Genomic DNA, 20,615 nt, shown 5'->3' with positions numbered 1-20,615 from the left:
GCGGGATATCGAATGACAAAACTAAATGCTCTTAGCCGTGATATTGAGTTATCTGGCCAGCAACAAATTGAACTGAAAGCCTATATCGGGCCTCATGAACTAACACCGCAGTCTGTCGATAAATGCCATGTAAGTGATAGAAAAATTGCAGAAAATTTACGTGAAGCTATTGGCCGATCTGGGCTAAAAGATGGAGATACGGTCTCTTTTCATCACTCGTATCGTGGCGGTGATAGGGTGATTAACATGGCGATGAGTGTAATCGCTGAAATGGGTTTTAAAAACTTAACTATAGCTCCGAGCTCATTGACCGATGTGCACGCACCTATGGTTGAGCATATTAAAAATGGTGTTGTTAGCCAAATCTATACCTCTGGTCTTCGTGGTGAGCTTGCTGATGAAATTTCTCGCGGTTTATTGACCTCTCCGGTTCAAATTCACTCTCATGGTGGACGAGTCCATTTAGTTGATAGTGGTGAATTGAAGATAGATGTGGCGATACTTGGTGTGTCTACCGCAGATGAATTTGGTAATGCCAATGGGATCAATGGACAGGCTCGATGTGGCTCATTGGGCTATGCACAAATTGATGCCAAAAATGCCAACTATGTCATTTTAGTAACAGACCAAATCGTTCCATTTCCAAATATGCCTGCATCGTTGCAGCAAGACCAAGTCGATGCGGTTGTTGAAGTGGATGAAGTGGGTGACCCGTCGAAAATTGGCGGTGACGCCACCAGAATGACAACCAACCCTAGAGAGCTGCTTATTGCTCGTAAGGCCGCCGATGTTATCGAACATTCAGGTTATTTTGAAGACGGATTCTCATTACAGACAGGATCAGGAGGAGCATCGTTAGCAGTAACTCGTTTTCTGGAAGAGAAAATGCTTCGTAGTAACATTACCGCCAGTTTTGGATTGGGGGGAATAACTTCCACCATGGTGGATTTGCATGAAAAAGGGCTGATCAAAACGCTATTTGATGTTCAGTCTTTTGACTCTGACGCAGCAGATTCGTTAGCGAGAAACCCAAGCCATATTGAGATTTCGGCCAATCAATACGCGAATCCATCCTCTAAAGGGGCGGTTGTAGAACGATTAGATGTGGTTATTTTGAGTGCACTGGAAATTGATACTCGATTTAACGTGAATGTCATTACGGGATCCGACGGTGTCATTCGTGGCGCTTCGGGAGGTCATAGTGACACTGCCGCGTCAGCCAAGCTGACTATTGTTGTTGCGCCCCTCGTTCGAGGTCGAATTCCTACGGTAGTGAATTCGGTGCTCAATGTGGTCACGGTTGGGTCACAAATTGATGTATTGGTTACCGACCATGGTGTCGCTGTAAATCCGGAAAGAGTGGACGTCAAAGATAAATTGCAGCAGTGTGGTATCAAAGTGACAACCATCGAAGCTTTACAGCAGAGAGCAGAGATGCTTACAGGGAAACCTGAACCTATTGAGTATTTAGATAGAACTGTTGCATGTATTCGCTATCGAGACGGCACTGTTATTGACCTAATTAAACAAATCAAGGAATAAGCGTGTATTCAGGCCCAACAATATCGTTACAGCAGTTATTAACGAGCAGAGAGGAGAGAGCGGAAAAACAGAGAGCTTGGAGTAGAGAGCTTGCCGCTCCCTTAGTGAGTTTTACCATCAATATGGTTGGGCCAATAAAGCGAAATCAGATAGCGAAAACGGCATTTGATCACGGTATCCACGCAATCAAGGATGCTTGTGTGCTGCATGATATAGAGATAAAACGTGCTCAAGCGACTGATAACGATGCTGGTTACCAGATGCTGTTTTGCATGGCGAACATCGAAGCGCTGTATTTGAAAAAAATAATGTTAGCGATTGAAGAGACACATCCACTGGGGCGATTATTTGATATCGATGTCATTGATTCTAAGGGTGTTCTATTGTCCCGTGATGACTTTGAGCTTGTTCGTCGTCGTTGCTTAATATGTGATGAACAAGCAAAAGTTTGCGCGAGAACTCAAGCTCATTCACTACAACAGCTAATTGAAAAAATGAGTGAAATGGTGAACGAGCTAGATAGCAAGTGAATCAAGTAGCAAGTGAACTAGGCAGTATGTGAACTAACTAGTCAGTGAGACAAATAATGAATGTCCGTAATCCTATCCAATTATTATTGAATGAAAATGAGATTTTTCAGTCATCTTTATCAAATGGTAAACGCACCATAAACATTAGCGAACTGTGTGGTAACTTGGCTTATCACGCGATGATGTTGGAAGCTCATTTGACCCCCAAAGCAGGGTTAGTGGATTGTCTCTCTAATGGTGCACATTCCGATATGGGCATTGACACCTTTACTTCGAGTGCGGAAGTATTGCGCCCATTTATGACATCTTTTGTTGTGACGGGTTTCAACAACCATGCACTCTCGGCAAGTGAACTGCTAGGCGATTTAAGAGTGGTTGGAGTGGCCGCTGAGAAAGCTATGTTTACGGCTACCAAAGGCATTAACACGCATAAAGGAATGATTTTTACCTTAGGATTAATTTGTGGGGCAGTGGGTTGGCTATATCGCAATGCTTTACCGTTTAACGCTAAACATATTCGCACCGTGATTATTGAAGCGTGCTCGACCTTGGTGACACAAGAGCTCAGTTTGGCGAGGAGAAAACCAGAGAGTGCAGGCGAGAAGATCTATGCCAAATATGGCTTCACCGGTATTCGAGGAGAGGCGGCACAAGGCTATCCGACAATTTTTGATTACTCGTTGCCTTGTTATCAGTCGGCTATTGCTTGTGGTCAGTCAGAAGAACAAGCACTGTCACAGACTTTACTGGTGCTAATGGCGCACAACTGTGATACCAACTTAATCAATAGAGGTGGAATCGCAGGACTAAAGTATGTCCAACATTACGCAAAACAGTTAACCAACACAGTGGTGAGTACAACTCCAGAGTTTGAACAACATATACAAGAGTTTGATGAGTGCTTAATTGAGAGAAATCTCAGTCCTGGTGGCAGTGCCGATTTATTAGCGGCTACATGGCTGTTGTCCCAACTGAACCTATGCAGCAGTATAGCCAAATGACGTCAAGGTCTCGTTATTTCTATAAATAGTGAATCACCATAAAATCCAATCTATAGCGAAAGCAAAAAGTGGTATAACAAAAAGAGAGCTGTCATCAACAAGGGTGCTAGTGGTTGTTCATGATGTCTTAAAAAAAGAGCAATGAAAATGGCCTCATTGCTCTGTTCCAATTTCGTCCCTACAACAAGACCTATAAACTTAATTCAGCTGGAACAACATCTACGCGTTCATCTATTTCAATTTGATTTTGATATCCATAGCTATGTTCTTCACATAATGGAACTACGTATAAACGGTTGGCAGTGGCTGTTCTATGACTAACAAGAACACCATGTTGATGCTTATTGGTGCAGTTAGCCTCTGCGCAATAACAATAATCGCTCGTATTGAAATGACTCCAATAACTCAGCCAGTGTAGTCGTGATTTAGTTGTTAATTGTTGGTCTGACACATTGGTTACTATCATCATTTTGTCCTAATTAATAATTCACAAAGATTGTAATCAGCATGCCGTCGTCGTTTTATGAGCACTGGCGCAATAAATCGTGTGTTTAACAGAACAAAATGAATTTAATGGAATTAATCCTTATAGCGTCGGTGCTTGCTAATAGTAACTATTCGTAATAATGTGACGAAGCGATAAAATAGATAAGGGTAGAATGTGTGAAAAAGTGGTTTCTATTTTCACTTGGTTGGTTAGCGACAGGCTTAGGGTTTTTAGGTGTTTTTCTCCCTTTGCTACCAACGGTGCCATTTATTTTATTAGCCATGTACTGCTTTGGTCGTTCTTCGCCGCGGTTTCAGGTTTGGCTGGAAAACAACCGCTATTTAGGGGATACCGTACTGCGAATCAAGCAAGATCTTGGTTTAACACTTGCGGAGAAAAAGCGCATATTGCTGTTTAGTTGGTTGTCTATCTGCTTTACCGTGATTGTTATCCTCGAAAGCACTCATATCCGTTCAATGCTTCTGTTGATTTTAGCGATAGAAACTTGGGTAATAGTGCGAATGAAAACTTATCACCCAAGTCATGATTGAGTATGCAATCTAGGCTTATTACGAGCTTTGTAGACCTTTTGTTTACTGTTAGCTAATGCTTTATCGTTGATTTTACAAAGCCATTACTATTGACGAGCTTTAACGGCAAACGCCTCTTTTGCTGCATTATATCCGTACTGAATTAACTGCTCAGAAAGATCAAAATCAAAGGTTCCACATAGATTTTGTGGAATGTTGATGCTCATATCCGGCGGATAAGCTGCCAGTTTTTGTCGGGCAATGCTGCTTTGCATTGCGTCAAATGCTTGGTTAGCGATATCAAAGGCATCGAGATTGATATTGGTGGATTCCATCAGAGAATCTTGAATCTTATCAAGATAACCGGAGATTTTGCGCTGAAAGCTAGAGTCGACATTATCGTGGCTCTGTTTGAGCTCTAAAGGATGTGACATTAACTCACCTCCTAAATTTACTGCCAGTGTAAGATCGGTTTTATCACCAAACGTGGGTGCAATTGGGACAGGGTTCAATACTCCGCCATCCACAAGCAGCTCTCCATTTATCTCAAACGGGGTAAAAAATAACGGAAGAGAGATCGAAGCACGAATAGCATCAAACAGACTTCCAGAGTTTAGCCAAACTTCTTTTTCATCTGCCACGTTTGCCGCTACCGCAGTAAATGGAATGGATAACTGCTCAATCTTGGTGTCTCCAATTAGCTCAACAAGTTGATTAATGATCTTGTCTCCCTTGAATAACCCGCTGGATTGCCATGAAATATCCAGCAATCTCGCCATAGAAATCTTATCGATTGCCGACATCCAGTGCGTAAACTCATCCAGTTTTCCTACTGCATAAATACCACCAATCAGGGCTCCGGCAGAGCAGCCAGAAATAGATTTTATTTGATAGCCATTTTCTTCTAACCATTGAATCACGCCAATATGAGCGAGACCTCGTGCTCCGCCACTACCTAAAACCAAAGAAACTGTCTGACCCATGATTAACTCCGTTGCATAATCTTTGTCAGATTGTACGCTATTTAGTTTGTATTGTGACTGTTTTCCGTTGATTTCGCCGCTCAGTAAAACAGCAAAATCTGTGTTATTAATGTGATCTATCTCTTGATATTGGCAATAAATGTGATTAGTATCACACTTATTAGATCGGTGAAAATTATAGAGGATTGGGTCATGGGACACGATATCGCAACGGCATTTATTGGTTATAAAGCGGCACAAGCTATGTTAAATGAACAAATGTACGGCACAGAGAAGAAAGCAGTGAAAAAATCGTTGTTTGCAAGAATATTTAGACGAAAAGCGACAGACGCATAATCGTATTTAATGATTTAGTGGAACAGAATAGTTGAAAAGCACGGCTAAACCGTTATCTGAGTAGCTAATATCAAAAAAAAGCCCCGATTAATCGGGGCTTTTTTTAACTAGCAGCTGAGTCTGCTTCTATTTCTACCACGTTATCAGGAACCGTTTCTAGATTATTGTCTTTTAACCATTTTTCTAAGTTATCAGCACCACCGATGTACTTGTCTTCCATCCATATTTGGGGAACCGTCACAGGCGTTTTCTCACCAATAATGGCCTTCACTTCAGGAATCATTCTATAAAGTGCGGCACTGTCTTTGACGACATCGAAATATTGGTAAGGAATCCCGGACTTATCCAGCATCTCTTTTGCTTTGACACAGTATGGGCATGTCGCTTTACCAAAGACAATGTTGCCTTTAAGCTGGTCACGATTGGTCCACTCTTTGATAACGGACTGCACTAGCACACCACGATTCAATGCTTCGCCTTGGCTTATTACTTTACCTTCTACAACTAAGATAGGAGCATGCCATGAGCCTAGCTTCAATGGCTCCCACCAGTGAGATAGCCAATCCTTCACTTCTAACTCAACAGGTACGTCTTTTAGTTCATTGGCGAATGTATCGGTAAGAATATCTTTTGTGAGGGTACATTCACCACAAGGGATTTTAACGCTAAATGGTCCCCAACTTCCTGCCCAGCGATAGAGAGTGATTTTAATAGGATCTGCCATATCAATTATCCATTTTAAGTATTTGTATCAGATAAGAACAAAGTAACTCTGATTTAATTTCAACAAAAGTAAAAAAAGATAATGATCGCTCTATTTCGAGTCAACCTTATGCGCAGAGCAGAGCAGAGCAAGTAGCTATTGCCGCTATGATCTTATTTGAGATATATTGTGTTAATCCGTCAATGACAGTGTTTTAGCCCATGAAAGCATCGCCGTTTGTACATCCTTCGTTAACGATTGATTCACCGCCATCAGAGCTGTTTTTTAATTTTGACGCATTTAGAGAAAATACCGAAACACGGTTGCATTCGCATCATTGGGGTCAATTGCAGATTGTTTCTGGTGGAACTCTTGAACTTAAAGCAGAAGAGACGCGCTATATTGCGCCTCCCCACTTAGCGATCTGGATACCACCGGGAGTGGCTCATTGTAACTATAACAAACGACCTCTTATTTACTGTTCCTTGAACATTGCTCCAAGCAAGATTGTCGATATGCCAACGCATACTTGTTTACTGTCTATTTCAGCGATTGTTTCGGCCATTATTGATGACTTTCGACAACGACAAATAACGGTGGCTAAATCGATACCAGATCAACGCTTAGCGAACGTCCTGCTTGATCAACTTGCGTTGTGTCAACAGCAACAACACTTTTTACCGAGTAGCGATCATAAATTACTGCGACCGATTTTGTCGGTATTAGAAGAGAACCCTACGGACAACACTAGCTTAAAGGAGTGGGCGGCGAAAGTGCACACTACAGAGAGAACGTTAGCTAGATATTGCCAGCAAGAATTGACCATGAGTTTTACTGAGTGGCGGATAAGAGCGAGATATTTGCACTCGATGACTCTACTCAAATCAGGTATGTCGGTTAAAGAGGTGGCGCTCACGTTAGGTTATCAGCAAGCTAGCCCTTTTATAGCTATGTTTAAAAAGTACTCAGGAGAGACGCCTGAACAGTACAAAATTCGTTTGCGTTGATGGGTCTAACGCCACCAATACAAAATGTTTGAGCAATCAAATAAGGCTCTGTATCAGAGCCCTATGGTTTTATACTTTATCCGATGCTATCTAGCAGAAGTAACACGCAAAATATGGTCTATTTTTGCCGTTCCACTAGCAGATCACGTATGGCGGCACCTGCTTCTAATATGTGCTTTTTAAGCACATATTTTGCTCCTTCAATATCGCGGTTTCTACACATTTCTAGTAGCGCCATATGCTCCTTATCTGCTTTTTCCGTTCCTTCGGTAAACAGCAGTTGCATGCGAATGTAGCGGTCACACTTGGTATTTAAGTTATAGATGACATCCATAGTTTCAGGCATATTCGCAGGCGAGTAGAGTGCTTTGTGTAATTCATAGTTATGGTTGCTCCACTCTTCGACTTCATCACCTCGGCTGACCAGTTCATCAAAGTGCTGACGTATCTGGTTGGCACGTTCGAGATCATCACTCGTCATGTTCTGGATTGCACGTTCGAGAATATGGCATTCAACAACGGCTCGTAACTCAAACAGTTCGTTGATCTTATCCGGTGACAGTTCCGTCACGGTAGCCCCTTTGTGAGCCTCAAAACTGACTAAGCCTTGTGCTTCAAGCTGCATTAAGGCTTCACGCACAGGAATACGACTTACATTGAACTCTTTTGCCAAGGCGTCTTGTCTTAAAGGTTGACCAGTTTTAAGCTCCCCTTTAAGAATTTTACTGCGAATGGCTTCTTCAACTAATTGGGTACGAGTTTTAAACACAGGCTTTTGTGACATCCACCTCTCCAACTATAGGAATTTTTAATATTGTATTCAATATACTATTTTAGCCATAGATTGCGACCCTCATGCTATAAGTAACTCAGCAATTTGGGCGCTAGGTCATATGGTTACTATAACCAACCTTTCGATTTCCATCGGCTGAAAAAAGCCATTGCTCATATTTTGTACGCATGTCGTGGCAATTCACCGGCAATTAACAACAGAGAGTTAAAAACAGACAGCTAACAACAGATAGTTAACAACCATCTACTGACTGACGAACGTTAAGCGCATTTTCATTCTTTAATGCATCAGGCAGTAGTTCATTAGGCAGAGATTGGTAAGCAACTGGGCGTAACCAACGTTTTATTGACTCTGCACCGACAGAGGTACTGGCTGACATGGTAGACGCAGGATAGGGTCCTCCATGAACCATCGCATAGCTGACTTCCACACCTGTAGGCCAGCCGTTAAATACCACTCTTCCTGCTATTTCTTCTAAATGTGGTATTAGCTTGGCGGCAACTGGATAATCTTCTTGTTCTGCTTGAATCGTTGCGGTTAAGCTTCCGGCTAACTCTTGGCTAAGCGTAATCATTTCATGGTCATCTTCACAAACAACAATAGTAGACTGCGGTCCAAAGATCTCTTCTTGCCACTGAGGGTTGTCACGCCACTGAATGGCATTAGTTTCAAATACCATTGCGGCTACGTCATGGTGTTGTGAGGAGCGGGTTTGTGCCAAACCTGATTGAGCTGCACGCTGTTGACACTGCTGAATGTAGTTTTGTTTGATGCCAGAAGTGAGCATGGTCTGTTCTGGTTGAGCTTGAATACCCTGTTTTACATGGGAAAGAAACTGCTCTGTTGCTGCTCCTTGTGCAACAAACAGCACCGCTGGCTTGGTGCAGAACTGACCACAGCCCATATTCATTGAAGTTAGAAATTCATCCGCTAAAGATTGTGGATTTTTTCGCATGCGATTTGACAAAATAAATACAGGGTTTGATGCTCCAAGTTCACCATAAAATGGGATTGGTTTTGTTCTTTGGTTCGCCAGATCGAAAAGTGCGCGGCCACCATGAATCGAACCAGTAAAACCAATAGCCGAAACTAATGGATGAGTGACCAGCGATTGGCCAAGCTCGTGACTGGTGCCTTGAAGTAACGCAAATATCGCTTGTGGCATAGCCAGTTGTTTGAGTGCGTTCGCAATACACTTTGCAACGATTTCACTGGTTCCGGGATGGGCAGGGTGGCCTTTCACAATGACTGGGCATCCTGCGGCGAGTGCTGAAGCTGTATCGCCACCTGCGGTTGAAAAAGCCAGTGGGAAATTGGATGCACCAAAAACAGCAACAGGCCCTATGGCGATATTTTGGCTACGAATGTCAGGTTTTGCTAGTGGTGCTCGTTCAGGATTGGCGGTATCAAAAATGGCGTTTTGCCATAATCCACCCTCGACAACACTGGCAAAGAGGTTAAGTTGTCCAGTGGTACGGCTTAGTTCTCCGTTGAGTCTAGCTAGCGGTAGAGCAGATTCCAGATGTGCTCGATTTACTATGGACTCTCGTTGGGCTTCTAAGCAGTCAGCAATTGTTCTTAGAAGTTGACGTCGCTTGAGCGGAGAGGTGCGACGAAACTGCAGTGCGACTTCGTTTGCGGCAGTTGCTGCTAGGTCAACATCTTGTTGAGAATGCTGTGGAAACAGACCTTCAATAGGCCGTTCGGTTGCCGGGTTGATGGCGGCAAAATTATCAGTATCAATCATTGGGGTTCCTAGTTATTTTAGCTCAAATCCATGTGCGTAAGGGTCTTGATCATCGACCCAGATTGTATTGTGACCGGTAACGTGGGCCCACCCCTCTATGCTAGGTAGAATGGCAACGTTACCGTTAACTTCGGTGGTGTCTTCGATACGACCAGTAAATAAGCTGCCTATGATGCTTTCATGGACGAAATCTTCTCCTACTTTGAGTTTTCCTTTGGCGTGCCACTGCGCCATTCTGGCACTGGTTCCTGTACCACACGGGGAGCGGTCGAGGGCTTTTTCTCCATAGAAAACGGCATTTTTAGCGATCGCCTCCGGTTGAGTTGGCGTGCCTGTCCATAATACGTGTGAGACACCACAAACCGTTGGATCATCTGGGTGGATGCATTCCACAACATTAGAGACCGCTTCTCTCACCTTAGGACTATGCATCAATATTTGGTCTGAACTATAGTGCTCTAGCCCTAGATAATTATCTTGTGGGTCAACGATGACATAGAAATTGCCCCCGTAAGCAACATCAACAGTGATGGTGCCAAGGCCTTCAATATCAACGGTAATGTCTTGATGGGCGAGGTAGGCGGCAATGTTAAAGATCTTAACTGAGGTCACCTTATCTCCTTTTTGTTGATAGTGGACCTCTATTTGACCGGCTGGGACATCTAAAATGAGCTTGCCTTCCTGTTTTGGGGTGATGAGTTTGTGCTCTAAAGCGGATGTGACGGTGCCAATTGTTCCGTGGCCACACATTGGCAGGCAGCCACTGGTTTCGATAAAGAGTATTGACGCATCAGCGTTGTCACTGCACGGCGGAAGTACAACTGACCCAGACATCATGGCATGACCACGAGGCTCAAACATTAAAGCCTGACGAATCCAATCGTAGTTTTTTAGAAAGTACTGACGTTTTTCACTCATGGTATTACCCACTAGCGGTGGCACTCCCCCCGCAACCAGTCTAACTGGGTTTCCACAGGTATGAGCATCAATACAAAAGAAAGTGCCTTGTCTCATTTCTCGCTCCTTGATCATGAAATTAGTTGTAGTGCTGGATTTGAATGTTATCGTAATGTTAAGTATATTTTATACAATTTTATACGGTAAACGTGATAGGGAGCAAAATAATGGTGAACAATATTTCATCAGACGACACCAAGGTTGCAGTAATTGGAGCGGGAGTAATTGGCTTATGTATCGCTCTAAAGCTTCAGTTAGAAGGCAAAAGAGTTACGCTGTTTGAACGTGCTGATGCGGCTGAAAAATGTTCAAAAGGCAATGCGGGTCATTTTGCCACTGAACAGGTTTTTCCATTGGCGACGCCGAGCTTACTTCCTCAATTACCCAAGATGTTACTTTCTACGACAAGCCCTGTTTCAATTCGTTTTCAAGATCTGCCTAAAACCGCTGGCTGGATGCTTCATTTTTTGTCGAAAGCGAGGAAGTCTCCAACCGAACATGCTACACAAGCATTAACGGAACTTAATTCTCATGCAATGAAAAGTTGGCAGTTATTGCTTGAACAAGTTGGGCTGTCTCAGCTGATTATTCACAAAGGATCTCTGCTTTGCTTTGAAAGTGACAAACTATTTGGCAGTTATCAAACGACGCTTAAAGCGTTAGACAGTCGGGGAGTTCGCTATCAAGTTTGGCAGGCGGATAAACTGCACCAACAAGTACCAAATCTTTCTGATAAGGTAAAATTCGGAGTGTTTTTTCCTGACACGTCCCATAGCTTGAACCCTTATACACTGTGCCTTGAGCTAAAGCGTTGTTTTATTGAGTTGGGTGGCGTGTGGCTAAATGAAGATGTAACTGATGCCTACTCTTACTCTGACGGCGGCGTGGTGGTTACACAAAATGATACTCACTCGACGAACTATACTGTGGTGGCATGTGGGGCGGAATCTGTGCCATTAGTCAAAAAGATTACCGGTATTTCTATCCCTCTTCAGGCAGAGCGTGGTTATCATCTTATGATGCCTAAATTAAAACAGTTATTACCCTTTCCAATCAGTTCCGCTGACAGGAAATTTATCATGACTCCAATGGAGAAGGGGTTACGCCTAGCTGGAACGGTGGAGTATGCTGCCCTCGATTCTCCGGCTAATTATAAGCGAGCAAAAATGCTAAAAGGGTTGGCTAAAGAGGTATTAACTGACGATATCGATTTTACAGAAATGGGGGAAACTTGGATGGGTAATCGTCCTTCACTGCCCGATTCATTGCCTATTATTGATCAGGATAAAACGGGTCAGATTCTGTTTTCTCTAGGGCATCAACATCTTGGCCTTACTCAAGCCGCAGTCACTGCCGATTTGATTAGCCAGCTTATTAACCAGCAAAAAACAGTGGTTAATCTTTCACCGTTTAAGCTAGATCGCTTTTGTTAAATTTTTTTGAAATTAAATATTGTATAAAATATACAAGTGCATTATGTTAATAAAAAGTTAAATTATATAACGATGCCTAACAGCGGTATCCAGGCGTCTATAAATTCGGGAGTGTCCCGATAAGACAACAAAAAAGGAGCACAACATCATGTCAAGAAAGACATCCACTTCACTTGCACTTTTGGTATCTGGAATGCTGTTAGGAACATCTAGTGCAGCATACTCAGAGCAACAGTTGACCGTTGTTTCATGGGGCGGGGCATTTACTAAGAGCCAAGTAGAGGCGTACCACAAACCCTTCATTGAAGAGACAGGTGTAGAGCTTGTCTCAGAAGACTTTAGTGGTGGTCTTGCAGAAATTAAAGCGCAAGTCGAAGCGAATAAAGTGCGTTGGGACTTAGTTTCTCTCGATAAGCCCGACATTGTCCGTGGTTGTGCTGAAGGGCTACTTGAAACGGTCGACCCAAGCATTTTACCTGCGGGATCTGACGGAACCCCAGCGGCTAAAGATTTTATTCCGGGTGCAATTCATGAGTGTGCTGTTAATACCATTGTGGTCTCGACGGTACTGACTATCAATGAAGAAGCGTTTAACGGTAAATCTGCACCAAGTAAACTAACGGACCTGTTCGATCTAGCAAACTATCCCGGCCGCCGTGCATTACAAAAAATGCCGCAAGGTAACCTTGAGTGGGCATTGATAGCTGATGGCGTTGCACCACAAGAGGTGTATGAAATGTTAGAGACAGCAGAAGGTCGCGCAAGAGCATTTGCTAAGTTAGACACCATCAAGTCGGATGTGATTTGGTGGACTACCGGTGCGCAACCTCCTCAAATGTTGGCGGACAAAGAGGTGGTCATGGCTTCGGCGTTTAATGGTCGTATTCATAGTGCAACAAAAGAAGAAGGTCAGCCATTCAAAATTATCTGGGATCATCAACTCGGTTATATGAACGGTTGGGCCATTCCAAAAGGCAGCCCAAATACCAAGCTAGCGCTAGAGTTCATTAAGTTCTCTTCTGGTACTAAGCCATTGGCAGACCAAGCAAAATATGTTGCTTATGGCCCAACGCGTAAATCATCGTCAAAGCTGATTAACAAAGAGACTTTAGCAAGTCTGCCAACAGCGCCTGCTAACTTCACCAATGCATTTTTGATTAATGATGAGTGGTGGTCGGATTATGCAGATGAGTTGAATGAAGAGTTCAACACTTGGTTGCTTAACTAAATCCGCAAAACGAATAGAAAATTGGAGTGGGCTTGCTCTCACTCCAAACGTAAAGCTGGAGGCAAAATGATCTATCTAGAAGCAGAGCAAGTTGTTGAGAGTTTGTCGATGTCTGGTTTGATTCGCTCTATGCGTGAAACTTATCAAGAACAGGCGGTAATTCCTCAACGCAATGTGATGCCACTGGAAGAGGGAAACTATGATGCGTTTGCTCTTCTACCAGCATGGAATGAGAGTTTAATTACCGTTAAAGCGTTTACTTATTTTCCCAACAACATGACTAAGGGCAAAGACAGTCTCTCTTCTAAAATACTGGCGTTTAACCGTAGCGATGGTGAGCCTTTGGCGTTGTTGGATGGCAAGGTGTTAACGTATTGGCGTACGGCTGCTGCTTCGGCGCTGGCGGCGGATTACTTAGCTCGTGATGACGCATCCAGCCTTATTCTCTGTGGAACGGGCAACTTAGCGCCTTATATTGCGTGGGCTTATGCGGCGGTAAGACCGTTAAAACAGGTAATGGTGTGGGGAAGAGATAAACAGAAGGCAGCGTCGACGGTAGATGCAATTCAATCGGGTCATGAATATCTCTCTTTGCCAGAAGAGAAACGTTATAAGGTGAACGTTATTGAATCGGTGGATGAACATCTGATGGCTACGGATATGATCTGCTGTGCAACAGGCTCAAAAACGCCGCTTTTCGATGGGCATCAACTTAACTCGGGTATCCATGTCGATCTTATCGGTAATCATGATCAAGACAAACGTGAATGTGATAGTAAAACCGTGTCTCGGGCGTCGGTGTTCGTTGATAGTAAAATTAATGTATTAGCCGAGGCAGGGGATTTGTTGATTCCGATTGATGAGGGGCTTTTTTCTGAGCAGGAGATTAAAGGAGAATTAACGGATCTCTGCTTAGGCCGTTGCTCTGGTCGAACATCGTCACAAGAGATCACATTATACAAATCTGTAGGTAGCGCACTTGCTGATCTCGCTGGAGTGAAGTTCATCCTTCAGCAAAAACAAATTATTTAACGGGGTTTGCCCTAATACTGTGGGAAACATTCAGTGTGTTTTCTAAAATTGCATAAAATATACAAATGGAAGGTAAGAATGAAAGTTGATTGGAAAGGTGTCTACCCAGCGGTCAGTACTCAATTTCGAAGTGATCAAAGCATTGACCTAGATGCGACTCAAACCGTTATTGATAACCAAATTAAAGACGGTGTTAACGGCATTATCTGTTTAGGCACGGTAGGGGAAAATTGTGCTCTCTATCCTGAAGAGAAGCGCCAAATATTAACCGCTGCAGAAGAAGTCGTCGCGGGTCGTGTTCCTCTTATTGCGGGCACAGCAGAGTCGATAACTACCGCGGCTGTTCAGTATATGCAAGACGCATTAAAGATCGGCGTAGACGGTTGTATGGTCATGCCGGCCATGGTTTATCGTACTTCTGATAGTGAAACCGTGGATTACTACAAGACATTAGCACAAGCGACACCAGAGATGCCCATCATGATTTACAACAACCCGGTGTCGTATGGTGTTGATGTTAATTTGGATCTTATGGCTCAGCTTGCTGAATGTGACAATATTGTAGCGGTTAAAGAGTCGACAACAGATACACGACGTATTACAGAGCTTTATAATCGATTTGATGATCGTTTTACGGTATTCAGTGGTGTGGATGATATTGCACTAGAATCTCTTATGTTAGGTGCGACGGGGTGGATATCTGGTTTAACAAATGCTTTCCCAGCAGAATCGGTCGCCATCTATAAACTGGCTAGCCAAGGGCGATATGCGGAAGCGTTAGAGATCTACCGCTGGTTCTTGCCGCTGCTTCGATTAGATACCATCCCAACCTTAGTTCAGTGCATTAAGTTGGCCGAACAGGTGTGTGCTCGAGGCTCTGAGCAGGTTCGAGCTCCGAGACAAATGCTGAAAGGAAAGGAGCGAGCAGAAGTGATTGCCTTAGTTGAACAGTCGATAGCGACTCGACCAGATTTGAGTAAGTATAAATTATAAAGTAATCAACAGACGCTAATGTATGGCGGGCATGCTGTCCGCCCTAATCCAGTTACGTAAACGGCTTATTATGAGGTTAAGTCTTTTACTTATCTGGATTAAACCAAGGGTTTAATAAAAAGGGATGACCAATGACATTGCAAAAGGAATACGTCAGCTTCCAACATGTGCAGAAGACTTATGATGGTGAAACGTTAGTAGTGAAGGACTTTAATCTGGCAATTGAGCCGGGAGAGTTTGTCACTATGCTTGGTCCATCGGGCTCAGGGAAGACGACCTGTTTAATGATGCTGGCAGGCTTTGAGACGGCGACGGGAGGAGAGATTTATATTGACGGTATTCCCGTTAACAATTTGGCTCCGCATAAACGTGATATTGGTATGGTGTTCCAAAATTACGCTCTATTTCCACACATGACGATTGCAGAAAATCTCGCTTTTCCGCTTAAAGTACGCGACATGTCAGACGAACAAGTAAAAGCTAAAGTGGCGGATGCGTTGAACATGGTTGAGCTAAATCATGTTGCTAATCGTTACCCTAAACAATTGTCTGGTGGTCAACAACAGCGTGTCGCGCTGGCACGTGCCTTAGTGTTTGAACCTAAATTGGTGCTAATGGACGAACCCCTCGGAGCGTTAGATAAACAGCTTCGAGAGCAGATGCAGATGGAAATAAAACATCTGCACGAAAAGCTGGGAATTACCATTTTGTATGTCACTCATGATCAAGATGAAGCTCTGACCATGTCAGACAGAATCGCAGTGTTTAATAATGGTGCAGTGCAACAGCTTGCCTCACCGACGGAGCTGTATGAATCTCCAAGCAATGCATTTGTCGCACAGTTTATTGGTGAGAATAACCAAATTAAAGGCCGGGTTGAATCACTAGACAGTGGGACTTGTAAGGTTCAAGTTGGCAGTAAAACCGTTCTTGCTACTGCCGTTGCGGTCAATCAACCTCACCAAACAACGCTGCTATCTATCCGACCTGAGAAAATCTCCATCGCTCCTCAACAAGATCAGTGCAACAACATCGTGACAGGTACTCTGAAAGAGCTTATCTATCATGGAGATCACCACAGGCTAGTGATTGATGTTGAAGAAATCGGAGAGTTAGTGGTTAAAGTAACCAACTCTCGTAGCCACGAGGCCAGTTTTACCCCTGGGGCAGAATATAGTATTGGTTGGCATAGTGACGATTGTCATGCACTTGATAATGACTCCATCACTCAGCCATTAGGAGCGGCGGCATGAGTAGAGAGCTAACGAGCTTGGAGTCAGTGACAGCCATTGCGGATGAGCTGTCTAAACCTCCTGCGACATTGAAAGCACAGCTACAAAAAGCTGAACGCAAGAAACAGATTCGTTCAGTACTTTTGATCCTACCATTAGTGGCATTTATTTGTGTCTCGTTTGCTTTTCCACTAGTTGAAATGCTTTATCGCAGTGTGGATAACCAAAGTGTGCCGAGCGCTTTCCCTGAAACGTCTCATTCTATTGAGCAGTGGGACTACGATGGTTTGCCTACGCTTGAGATTCAACAAATTTTTATGGCAGAACTGAAACTCGCTCATCAAAATAAGTCATTACCCAAATTAGCGAGTAGATTGAACATAGAAGTCTCAGGTATGCGTAGCTTGCTGATGAAAACAGGAAGAAAGCTCAGCAAAGCCAGCGCAATGCCTAGTTCATTGCAGGAAATTAAAACGCTCGATAAACGTTGGGCTAAGACCAAGTATTGGTCAGCAATTAAGACATTAAGCGCTCCCTATACTCTTAGCTACTATTTGGCGGCATTAGATATGCGCTACGACGAGTCAGGCTCTATTACCATGCAGCCAGAAACACGTCAGGTCTATGTCGATCTATTTATGAAAACCTTCGGTATGTCGCTTGCTATCACCTTAATCTGTTTACTAATGGCGTATCCAGTTTCTTATCTTTTGTCCAGCTTGCCTGATAAAAAGGCGAATCTGTTGCTCATCGTGGTGCTGTTGCCTTTTTGGACCTCACTGCTGGTGCGTACGACCTCTTGGATTGTCCTGTTACAGAACCAAGGTGTACTGAATGATCTGCTGATCTGGTCAGGCCTGAGTGATGATCGTTTGGCAATGATTCATAACACCTTTGGCACAATTGTCGCTATGGTTCATATACTACTGCCGTTTATGATCTTGCCGCTATACAGTGTAATGAAAGGCATTAGCCCAAGTTACTTTCGAGCAGCGCGTTCTCTTGGTGCTGCTCCGGCTACCGCGTTTATTAAAGTCTACATGCCGCTGACCTTGCCAGGGGTAGGGGCCGGTGTTTTGTTAACCTTTATTCTATCGATTGGTTTCTATATTACCCCCGCACTGGTTGGCGGAAGAAGTGGTCAAATGATTTCCAACATGATCGCTTACCATATGCAAACCTCGCTCAATTGGGGGATGGCTGCAGCGCTCGGAGGGTTGCTACTTGCCGTTGTTACCCTCCTGTTTTATGTGTTTAACCGGGTTGTTGGAATCAACAATATAAAAGTTGGAGGATAAAGGAATGTCTTTACCGAGTTATTGCAGCAAAGGCGAGCGAGTGGCATATTTTGCTTACCTTGGTTTCTGTACCCTAGTCTTTCTGTTTTTAATCGCGCCTATTTTGATTATTGTTCCTCTCTCGTTCAATGCGACGCCTTACTTCACTTTTACCGAAGGAATGTTGAACCTTGACCCAGAGGCGTATTCAATGCGCTGGTATGTAGAGATGATAGAGAATCATCAGTGGATGATGGCTCTTAAAAATAGTACGTTGATAGCACTAAGTGCTACGGTGGTTGCCACAACACTCGGGACTTTAGCTGCGATTGGATTGGCCGCCAATAATGTTCCTTTCCGAAGTGCAATTATGGCGTTCTTGATTTCTCCGATGATTGTTCCTGTGATCATCTCTGCAGCCGCAATGTATTTCTTCTACACTCGCTTGGATTTGTCTCAGACTTTTGTTGGGATTGTTCTCGCGCACGCTGCTTTGGGTACACCATTTGTGGTCATTACGGTGACTGCGACTTTAAGTGGCTTTGATCATAGCTTAGTTCGTGCTGCGTATAGTCTGGGTGCAAACCCCATTTATACCTTCAGACATGTTACCTTTCCACTAATTCGACCGGGAATGATATCCGGCGGTTTATTCGCGTTTGGAACATCGTTTGATGAGGTAGTGGTAGCGCTCTTTATCACCGGTGTGGAGCAACGTACAGTGCCACGTCAAATGTGGTCTGGTATTCGAGAACAAATTAGCCCGACCATATTAGCGGTAGCAAGCTTATTGATCTTGATGTCCGTTGCACTGTTGCTGACTTTAGAAGTGCTACGTCGTCGTAATGCCAAGATCCGCGGTATTAGTGAGTAACTTACTTGCTGAGTTGACGAAATTAATGATAAGTGCAGCCTATTTTATCGAGGCTGAAGCGTTAAACTACCGTCGAAGTTTTAAATTAGAATCTAAGCTTGAGAGTTGGGTAACACGTGTATTATTGGCGTGTTACCTCTTCTATAGCGCGATTGCATGTCTATTGATAGCCTCGGTATTTTGCGATTTTCTTAACCATACTTTTTCATGGAAGAAATAAGCGATTGAGTTTATCGCAGGTTCTATTGTAGCCATTAAACCGCCTAGGAAAGCATCCCCTGTCAATGCAAAAGTTACCGTAAACGCGACACTGAAGTGAATGACGGCAAAGCTGGCTGTTTTAACTTGAGTTATGGATTCACGGCGTTTTAGAAAGGCCACTTTTTGCCAAACCTTCTCATGTAGATAGAAGGCGCCGGTATTAATCGAAGGCTCAATCATCGCGATTACACTACCAAGTAAGAAGTCACCGGTTAAGCTATAGGCAACCAAGGTAGCAATGGTAAAGTGAATAACGGCAAAAGTGATTGTCTTGAACATGGCATTATCCTAAAACGGTTCGTCTGATTTGATAATGTCATTATTGATAATTATTCTCATTTGGTAAATAAGATTAACTCTATATTATTGATAGGTTTTAACAATCAATAGTGGAACAAGAATTGATAAATGCCAGCGGCGTGTCGCTGGCATATACTATCGATCAGTCTTCAACATAAAAACTTGAGTAACGAGCGCTTGTAGGTGCGCTTTTATGCGCCGCGTTTATAATTTTATCACGTTCTTTTTTGAAGACCTGTAATCAAGCATCTGTATCGCTAACAGTCCACTCGATGTTTTCACCGGCTTTAACAGGAACCACTTCATCATTACCAAATGGCAGAGATAAAGGCACTGGCCATGCTTCTTTGGTTAACGTCACTGAACCTGTATTGCGAGGTAAACCGTAATAGTCTGCTCCGTTAAAACTGACAAAGGCCTCTAGGTTTTCAAGCTTGTTTTCCTTGTCAAATACTTCAGCATACAGTTCTAATGCAGCATGAGCAGTATAAGAACCTGCACATCCACAGGTGGTTTCCTTATTTCCTCTGGTATGTGGTGCGGAATCTGTACCTGCGAAGAATTTTTTGTTGCCACTGGTGGCGGCTTCGATAAGCGCTTGTTGATGACTACCGCGCTTGAGTATTGGCAGGCAATAAAAGTGAGGACGTATGCCGCCTACCAGCATATGGTTTCGGTTATAAAGCAAATGGTGTGCAGTTATTGTTGCTGCAACATTATCGCTGGCACTTTTTACAAACTCGACTGCGTTAGACGTCGTAATGTGCTCAACAACGATTTTTAACTGGCTATACTGAGTGACAATCGGTGCGAGCACTTGATCTAAAAACACCTTCTCGCGGTCGAAAATGTCAACACCGTGGTCAGTCACTTCACCGTGAATAAGCAGTAACATGCCACACTCTTCCATGGCTTTTAGCACCGGAGCGAGCTTGTCGATATCAGTTACACCAGAATCTGAATTGGTTGTTGCCCCAGCAGGGTAGAGTTTAGCTGCAACGATTTTTCCTGTAGCCTTCGCCTTTAGAATCTCTTCTGCTGTCGTATTATCAGTAAGATAAAGAGTCATTAGCGGTTCGAAATGGGCACTTGTATTATGCGCCTTGATTCGCTGATAATACTGTAAAGCGAGCTCGGTTGTTGTTGCTGGAGGAATGGTATTTGGCATTACAATTGCTCTGCCATTGTAGCGACTGATATCAGCAACAGTATCTTTAAGAACCGCACCATCACGTAAGTGAACATGCCAATCATCTGGGCGAGTAATAGTTAGTGTGGTCATAAAAGCTCCCTTTATAAGTGTGATAAAATCTGGAGCCTAAGTAGATAAGTGATTTCTCAATGCTTAGGCGACAGGATAATAGAGCAA

Annotated in this window: 20 protein-coding genes; 13 read left to right on the top strand and 7 right to left on the bottom strand. The window is 43.5% G+C overall.

Annotated features, from left to right (window positions below):
* The first annotated feature begins 12 nt into the window (after nucleotides 1–12).
* The 4 genes from citF to F0227_RS07515 all read left to right on the top strand — a co-directional run bounded on the left by citF (nucleotide 13) and on the right by F0227_RS07515 (nucleotide 4,111).
* A complete protein-coding gene (gene citF, locus F0227_RS07530; RefSeq protein ID WP_171752574.1) occupies nucleotides 13–1,542 on the top strand; it encodes a citrate lyase subunit alpha in 1,530 nt (509 codons plus the stop codon).
* Between the two features lie 2 nt (nucleotides 1,543–1,544).
* The gene (citX, locus tag F0227_RS07525; RefSeq protein WP_171752573.1) at nucleotides 1,545–2,072 is read left to right on the top strand and encodes a citrate lyase holo-[acyl-carrier protein] synthase; all 528 of its coding nucleotides are present in this window, start codon (nucleotides 1,545–1,547) and stop codon (nucleotides 2,070–2,072) included.
* Nucleotides 2,073–2,128: 56 nt separating this feature from the next.
* Nucleotides 2,129–3,073 carry a triphosphoribosyl-dephospho-CoA synthase CitG gene (gene citG / locus F0227_RS07520; protein ID WP_171752572.1) on the top strand — a complete coding sequence of 315 codons (945 nt, stop codon included), beginning with the start codon at nucleotides 2,129–2,131 and terminating at the stop codon, nucleotides 3,071–3,073.
* Between the two features lie 663 nt (nucleotides 3,074–3,736).
* Complete coding sequence (locus F0227_RS07515) at nucleotides 3,737–4,111, top strand: YbaN family protein (RefSeq protein ID WP_345775797.1); 375 nt, start codon at nucleotides 3,737–3,739, stop codon at nucleotides 4,109–4,111.
* 86 nt (nucleotides 4,112–4,197) lie between these two features.
* Here the strand turns inward: F0227_RS07515 and F0227_RS07510 are convergent, their stop codons facing one another.
* Complete coding sequence (locus F0227_RS07510) at nucleotides 4,198–5,073, bottom strand: patatin-like phospholipase family protein (RefSeq protein WP_171752571.1); 876 nt, start codon at nucleotides 5,071–5,073, stop codon at nucleotides 4,198–4,200.
* 192 nt (nucleotides 5,074–5,265) lie between these two features.
* Here F0227_RS07510 and F0227_RS07505 point away from each other — a divergent pair, with 192 nt between their 5' ends.
* Entirely contained in the window at nucleotides 5,266–5,409 is a 144-nt protein-coding gene (locus F0227_RS07505) for a hypothetical protein (protein WP_171752570.1), read from the top strand.
* Nucleotides 5,410–5,512: 103 nt separating this feature from the next.
* Here the strand turns inward: F0227_RS07505 and F0227_RS07500 are convergent, their stop codons facing one another.
* On the bottom strand, nucleotides 5,513–6,133 hold the full coding sequence (locus tag F0227_RS07500) for a glutaredoxin (RefSeq protein ID WP_171752569.1): 621 nt from the start codon (nucleotides 6,131–6,133) through the stop codon (nucleotides 5,513–5,515).
* A gap of 200 nt (nucleotides 6,134–6,333) precedes the next feature.
* Between F0227_RS07500 and F0227_RS07495 the strand changes: the two genes are divergently transcribed.
* Nucleotides 6,334–7,119, top strand: a complete 786-nt coding sequence (locus F0227_RS07495; protein ID WP_171752568.1) for a helix-turn-helix transcriptional regulator — start codon at nucleotides 6,334–6,336, stop codon at nucleotides 7,117–7,119.
* 118 nt (nucleotides 7,120–7,237) lie between these two features.
* Here F0227_RS07495 and F0227_RS07490 read toward each other — a convergent pair whose 3' ends face one another.
* The 3 genes from F0227_RS07490 to F0227_RS07480 form a co-directional block, all read right to left on the bottom strand.
* A complete protein-coding gene (locus F0227_RS07490) occupies nucleotides 7,238–7,903 on the bottom strand; it encodes a GntR family transcriptional regulator (protein WP_171752567.1) in 666 nt (221 codons plus the stop codon).
* Between the two features lie 241 nt (nucleotides 7,904–8,144).
* A complete protein-coding gene (locus F0227_RS07485) occupies nucleotides 8,145–9,659 on the bottom strand; it encodes an aldehyde dehydrogenase (NADP(+)) (protein WP_171752566.1) in 1,515 nt (504 codons plus the stop codon).
* Between the two features lie 12 nt (nucleotides 9,660–9,671).
* Nucleotides 9,672–10,673, bottom strand: coding sequence for a 4-hydroxyproline epimerase (locus F0227_RS07480; protein ID WP_171752565.1), 1,002 nt, complete (start codon nucleotides 10,671–10,673; stop codon nucleotides 9,672–9,674).
* A gap of 110 nt (nucleotides 10,674–10,783) precedes the next feature.
* Between F0227_RS07480 and F0227_RS07475 the strand changes: the two genes are divergently transcribed.
* The 7 genes from F0227_RS07475 to F0227_RS07445 all read left to right on the top strand — a co-directional run bounded on the left by F0227_RS07475 (nucleotide 10,784) and on the right by F0227_RS07445 (nucleotide 18,685).
* On the top strand, nucleotides 10,784–12,049 hold the full coding sequence (locus F0227_RS07475; protein WP_171752564.1) for an FAD-dependent oxidoreductase: 1,266 nt from the start codon (nucleotides 10,784–10,786) through the stop codon (nucleotides 12,047–12,049).
* A gap of 148 nt (nucleotides 12,050–12,197) precedes the next feature.
* Complete coding sequence (locus F0227_RS07470; RefSeq protein WP_171752563.1) at nucleotides 12,198–13,277, top strand: ABC transporter substrate-binding protein; 1,080 nt, start codon at nucleotides 12,198–12,200, stop codon at nucleotides 13,275–13,277.
* A 66-nt stretch (nucleotides 13,278–13,343) separates the two neighbouring features.
* A complete protein-coding gene (locus F0227_RS07465) occupies nucleotides 13,344–14,309 on the top strand; it encodes an ornithine cyclodeaminase family protein (RefSeq protein WP_171752562.1) in 966 nt (321 codons plus the stop codon).
* Between the two features lie 78 nt (nucleotides 14,310–14,387).
* The gene (locus F0227_RS07460) at nucleotides 14,388–15,302 is read left to right on the top strand and encodes a dihydrodipicolinate synthase family protein (protein ID WP_171752561.1); all 915 of its coding nucleotides are present in this window, start codon (nucleotides 14,388–14,390) and stop codon (nucleotides 15,300–15,302) included.
* Between the two features lie 131 nt (nucleotides 15,303–15,433).
* Nucleotides 15,434–16,555 carry an ABC transporter ATP-binding protein gene (locus F0227_RS07455; RefSeq protein WP_171752560.1) on the top strand — a complete coding sequence of 374 codons (1,122 nt, stop codon included), beginning with the start codon at nucleotides 15,434–15,436 and terminating at the stop codon, nucleotides 16,553–16,555.
* Entirely contained in the window at nucleotides 16,552–17,832 is a 1,281-nt protein-coding gene (locus tag F0227_RS07450; protein WP_171752559.1) for an ABC transporter permease, read from the top strand. The genes F0227_RS07455 and F0227_RS07450 overlap by 4 nt, the downstream gene beginning before the upstream one ends.
* A 4-nt stretch (nucleotides 17,833–17,836) precedes the next feature.
* Nucleotides 17,837–18,685, top strand: coding sequence for an ABC transporter permease (locus tag F0227_RS07445; protein WP_171752558.1), 849 nt, complete (start codon nucleotides 17,837–17,839; stop codon nucleotides 18,683–18,685).
* 141 nt (nucleotides 18,686–18,826) lie between these two features.
* Here the strand turns inward: F0227_RS07445 and F0227_RS07440 are convergent, their stop codons facing one another.
* Together F0227_RS07440 and pyrC are read right to left on the bottom strand one after the other, a co-directional pair.
* The gene (locus F0227_RS07440; RefSeq protein ID WP_171752557.1) at nucleotides 18,827–19,225 is read right to left on the bottom strand and encodes a DUF2061 domain-containing protein; all 399 of its coding nucleotides are present in this window, start codon (nucleotides 19,223–19,225) and stop codon (nucleotides 18,827–18,829) included.
* Between the two features lie 262 nt (nucleotides 19,226–19,487).
* Nucleotides 19,488–20,528 (bottom strand): dihydroorotase, encoded by a 1,041-nt coding sequence (gene pyrC, locus F0227_RS07435; protein WP_171752556.1) that lies wholly within the window; start codon nucleotides 20,526–20,528, stop codon nucleotides 19,488–19,490.
* Nucleotides 20,529–20,615: the final 87 nt, after the last annotated feature.

It is taken from the genome of Vibrio sp. 99-8-1, from assembly GCF_013114595.1.
Taxonomy (GTDB): domain Bacteria; phylum Pseudomonadota; class Gammaproteobacteria; order Enterobacterales; family Vibrionaceae; genus Vibrio.
The sequence above is the reverse complement of the archived record's forward strand: the minus strand, read 5'-3'. Positions and strand labels throughout refer to the sequence as shown.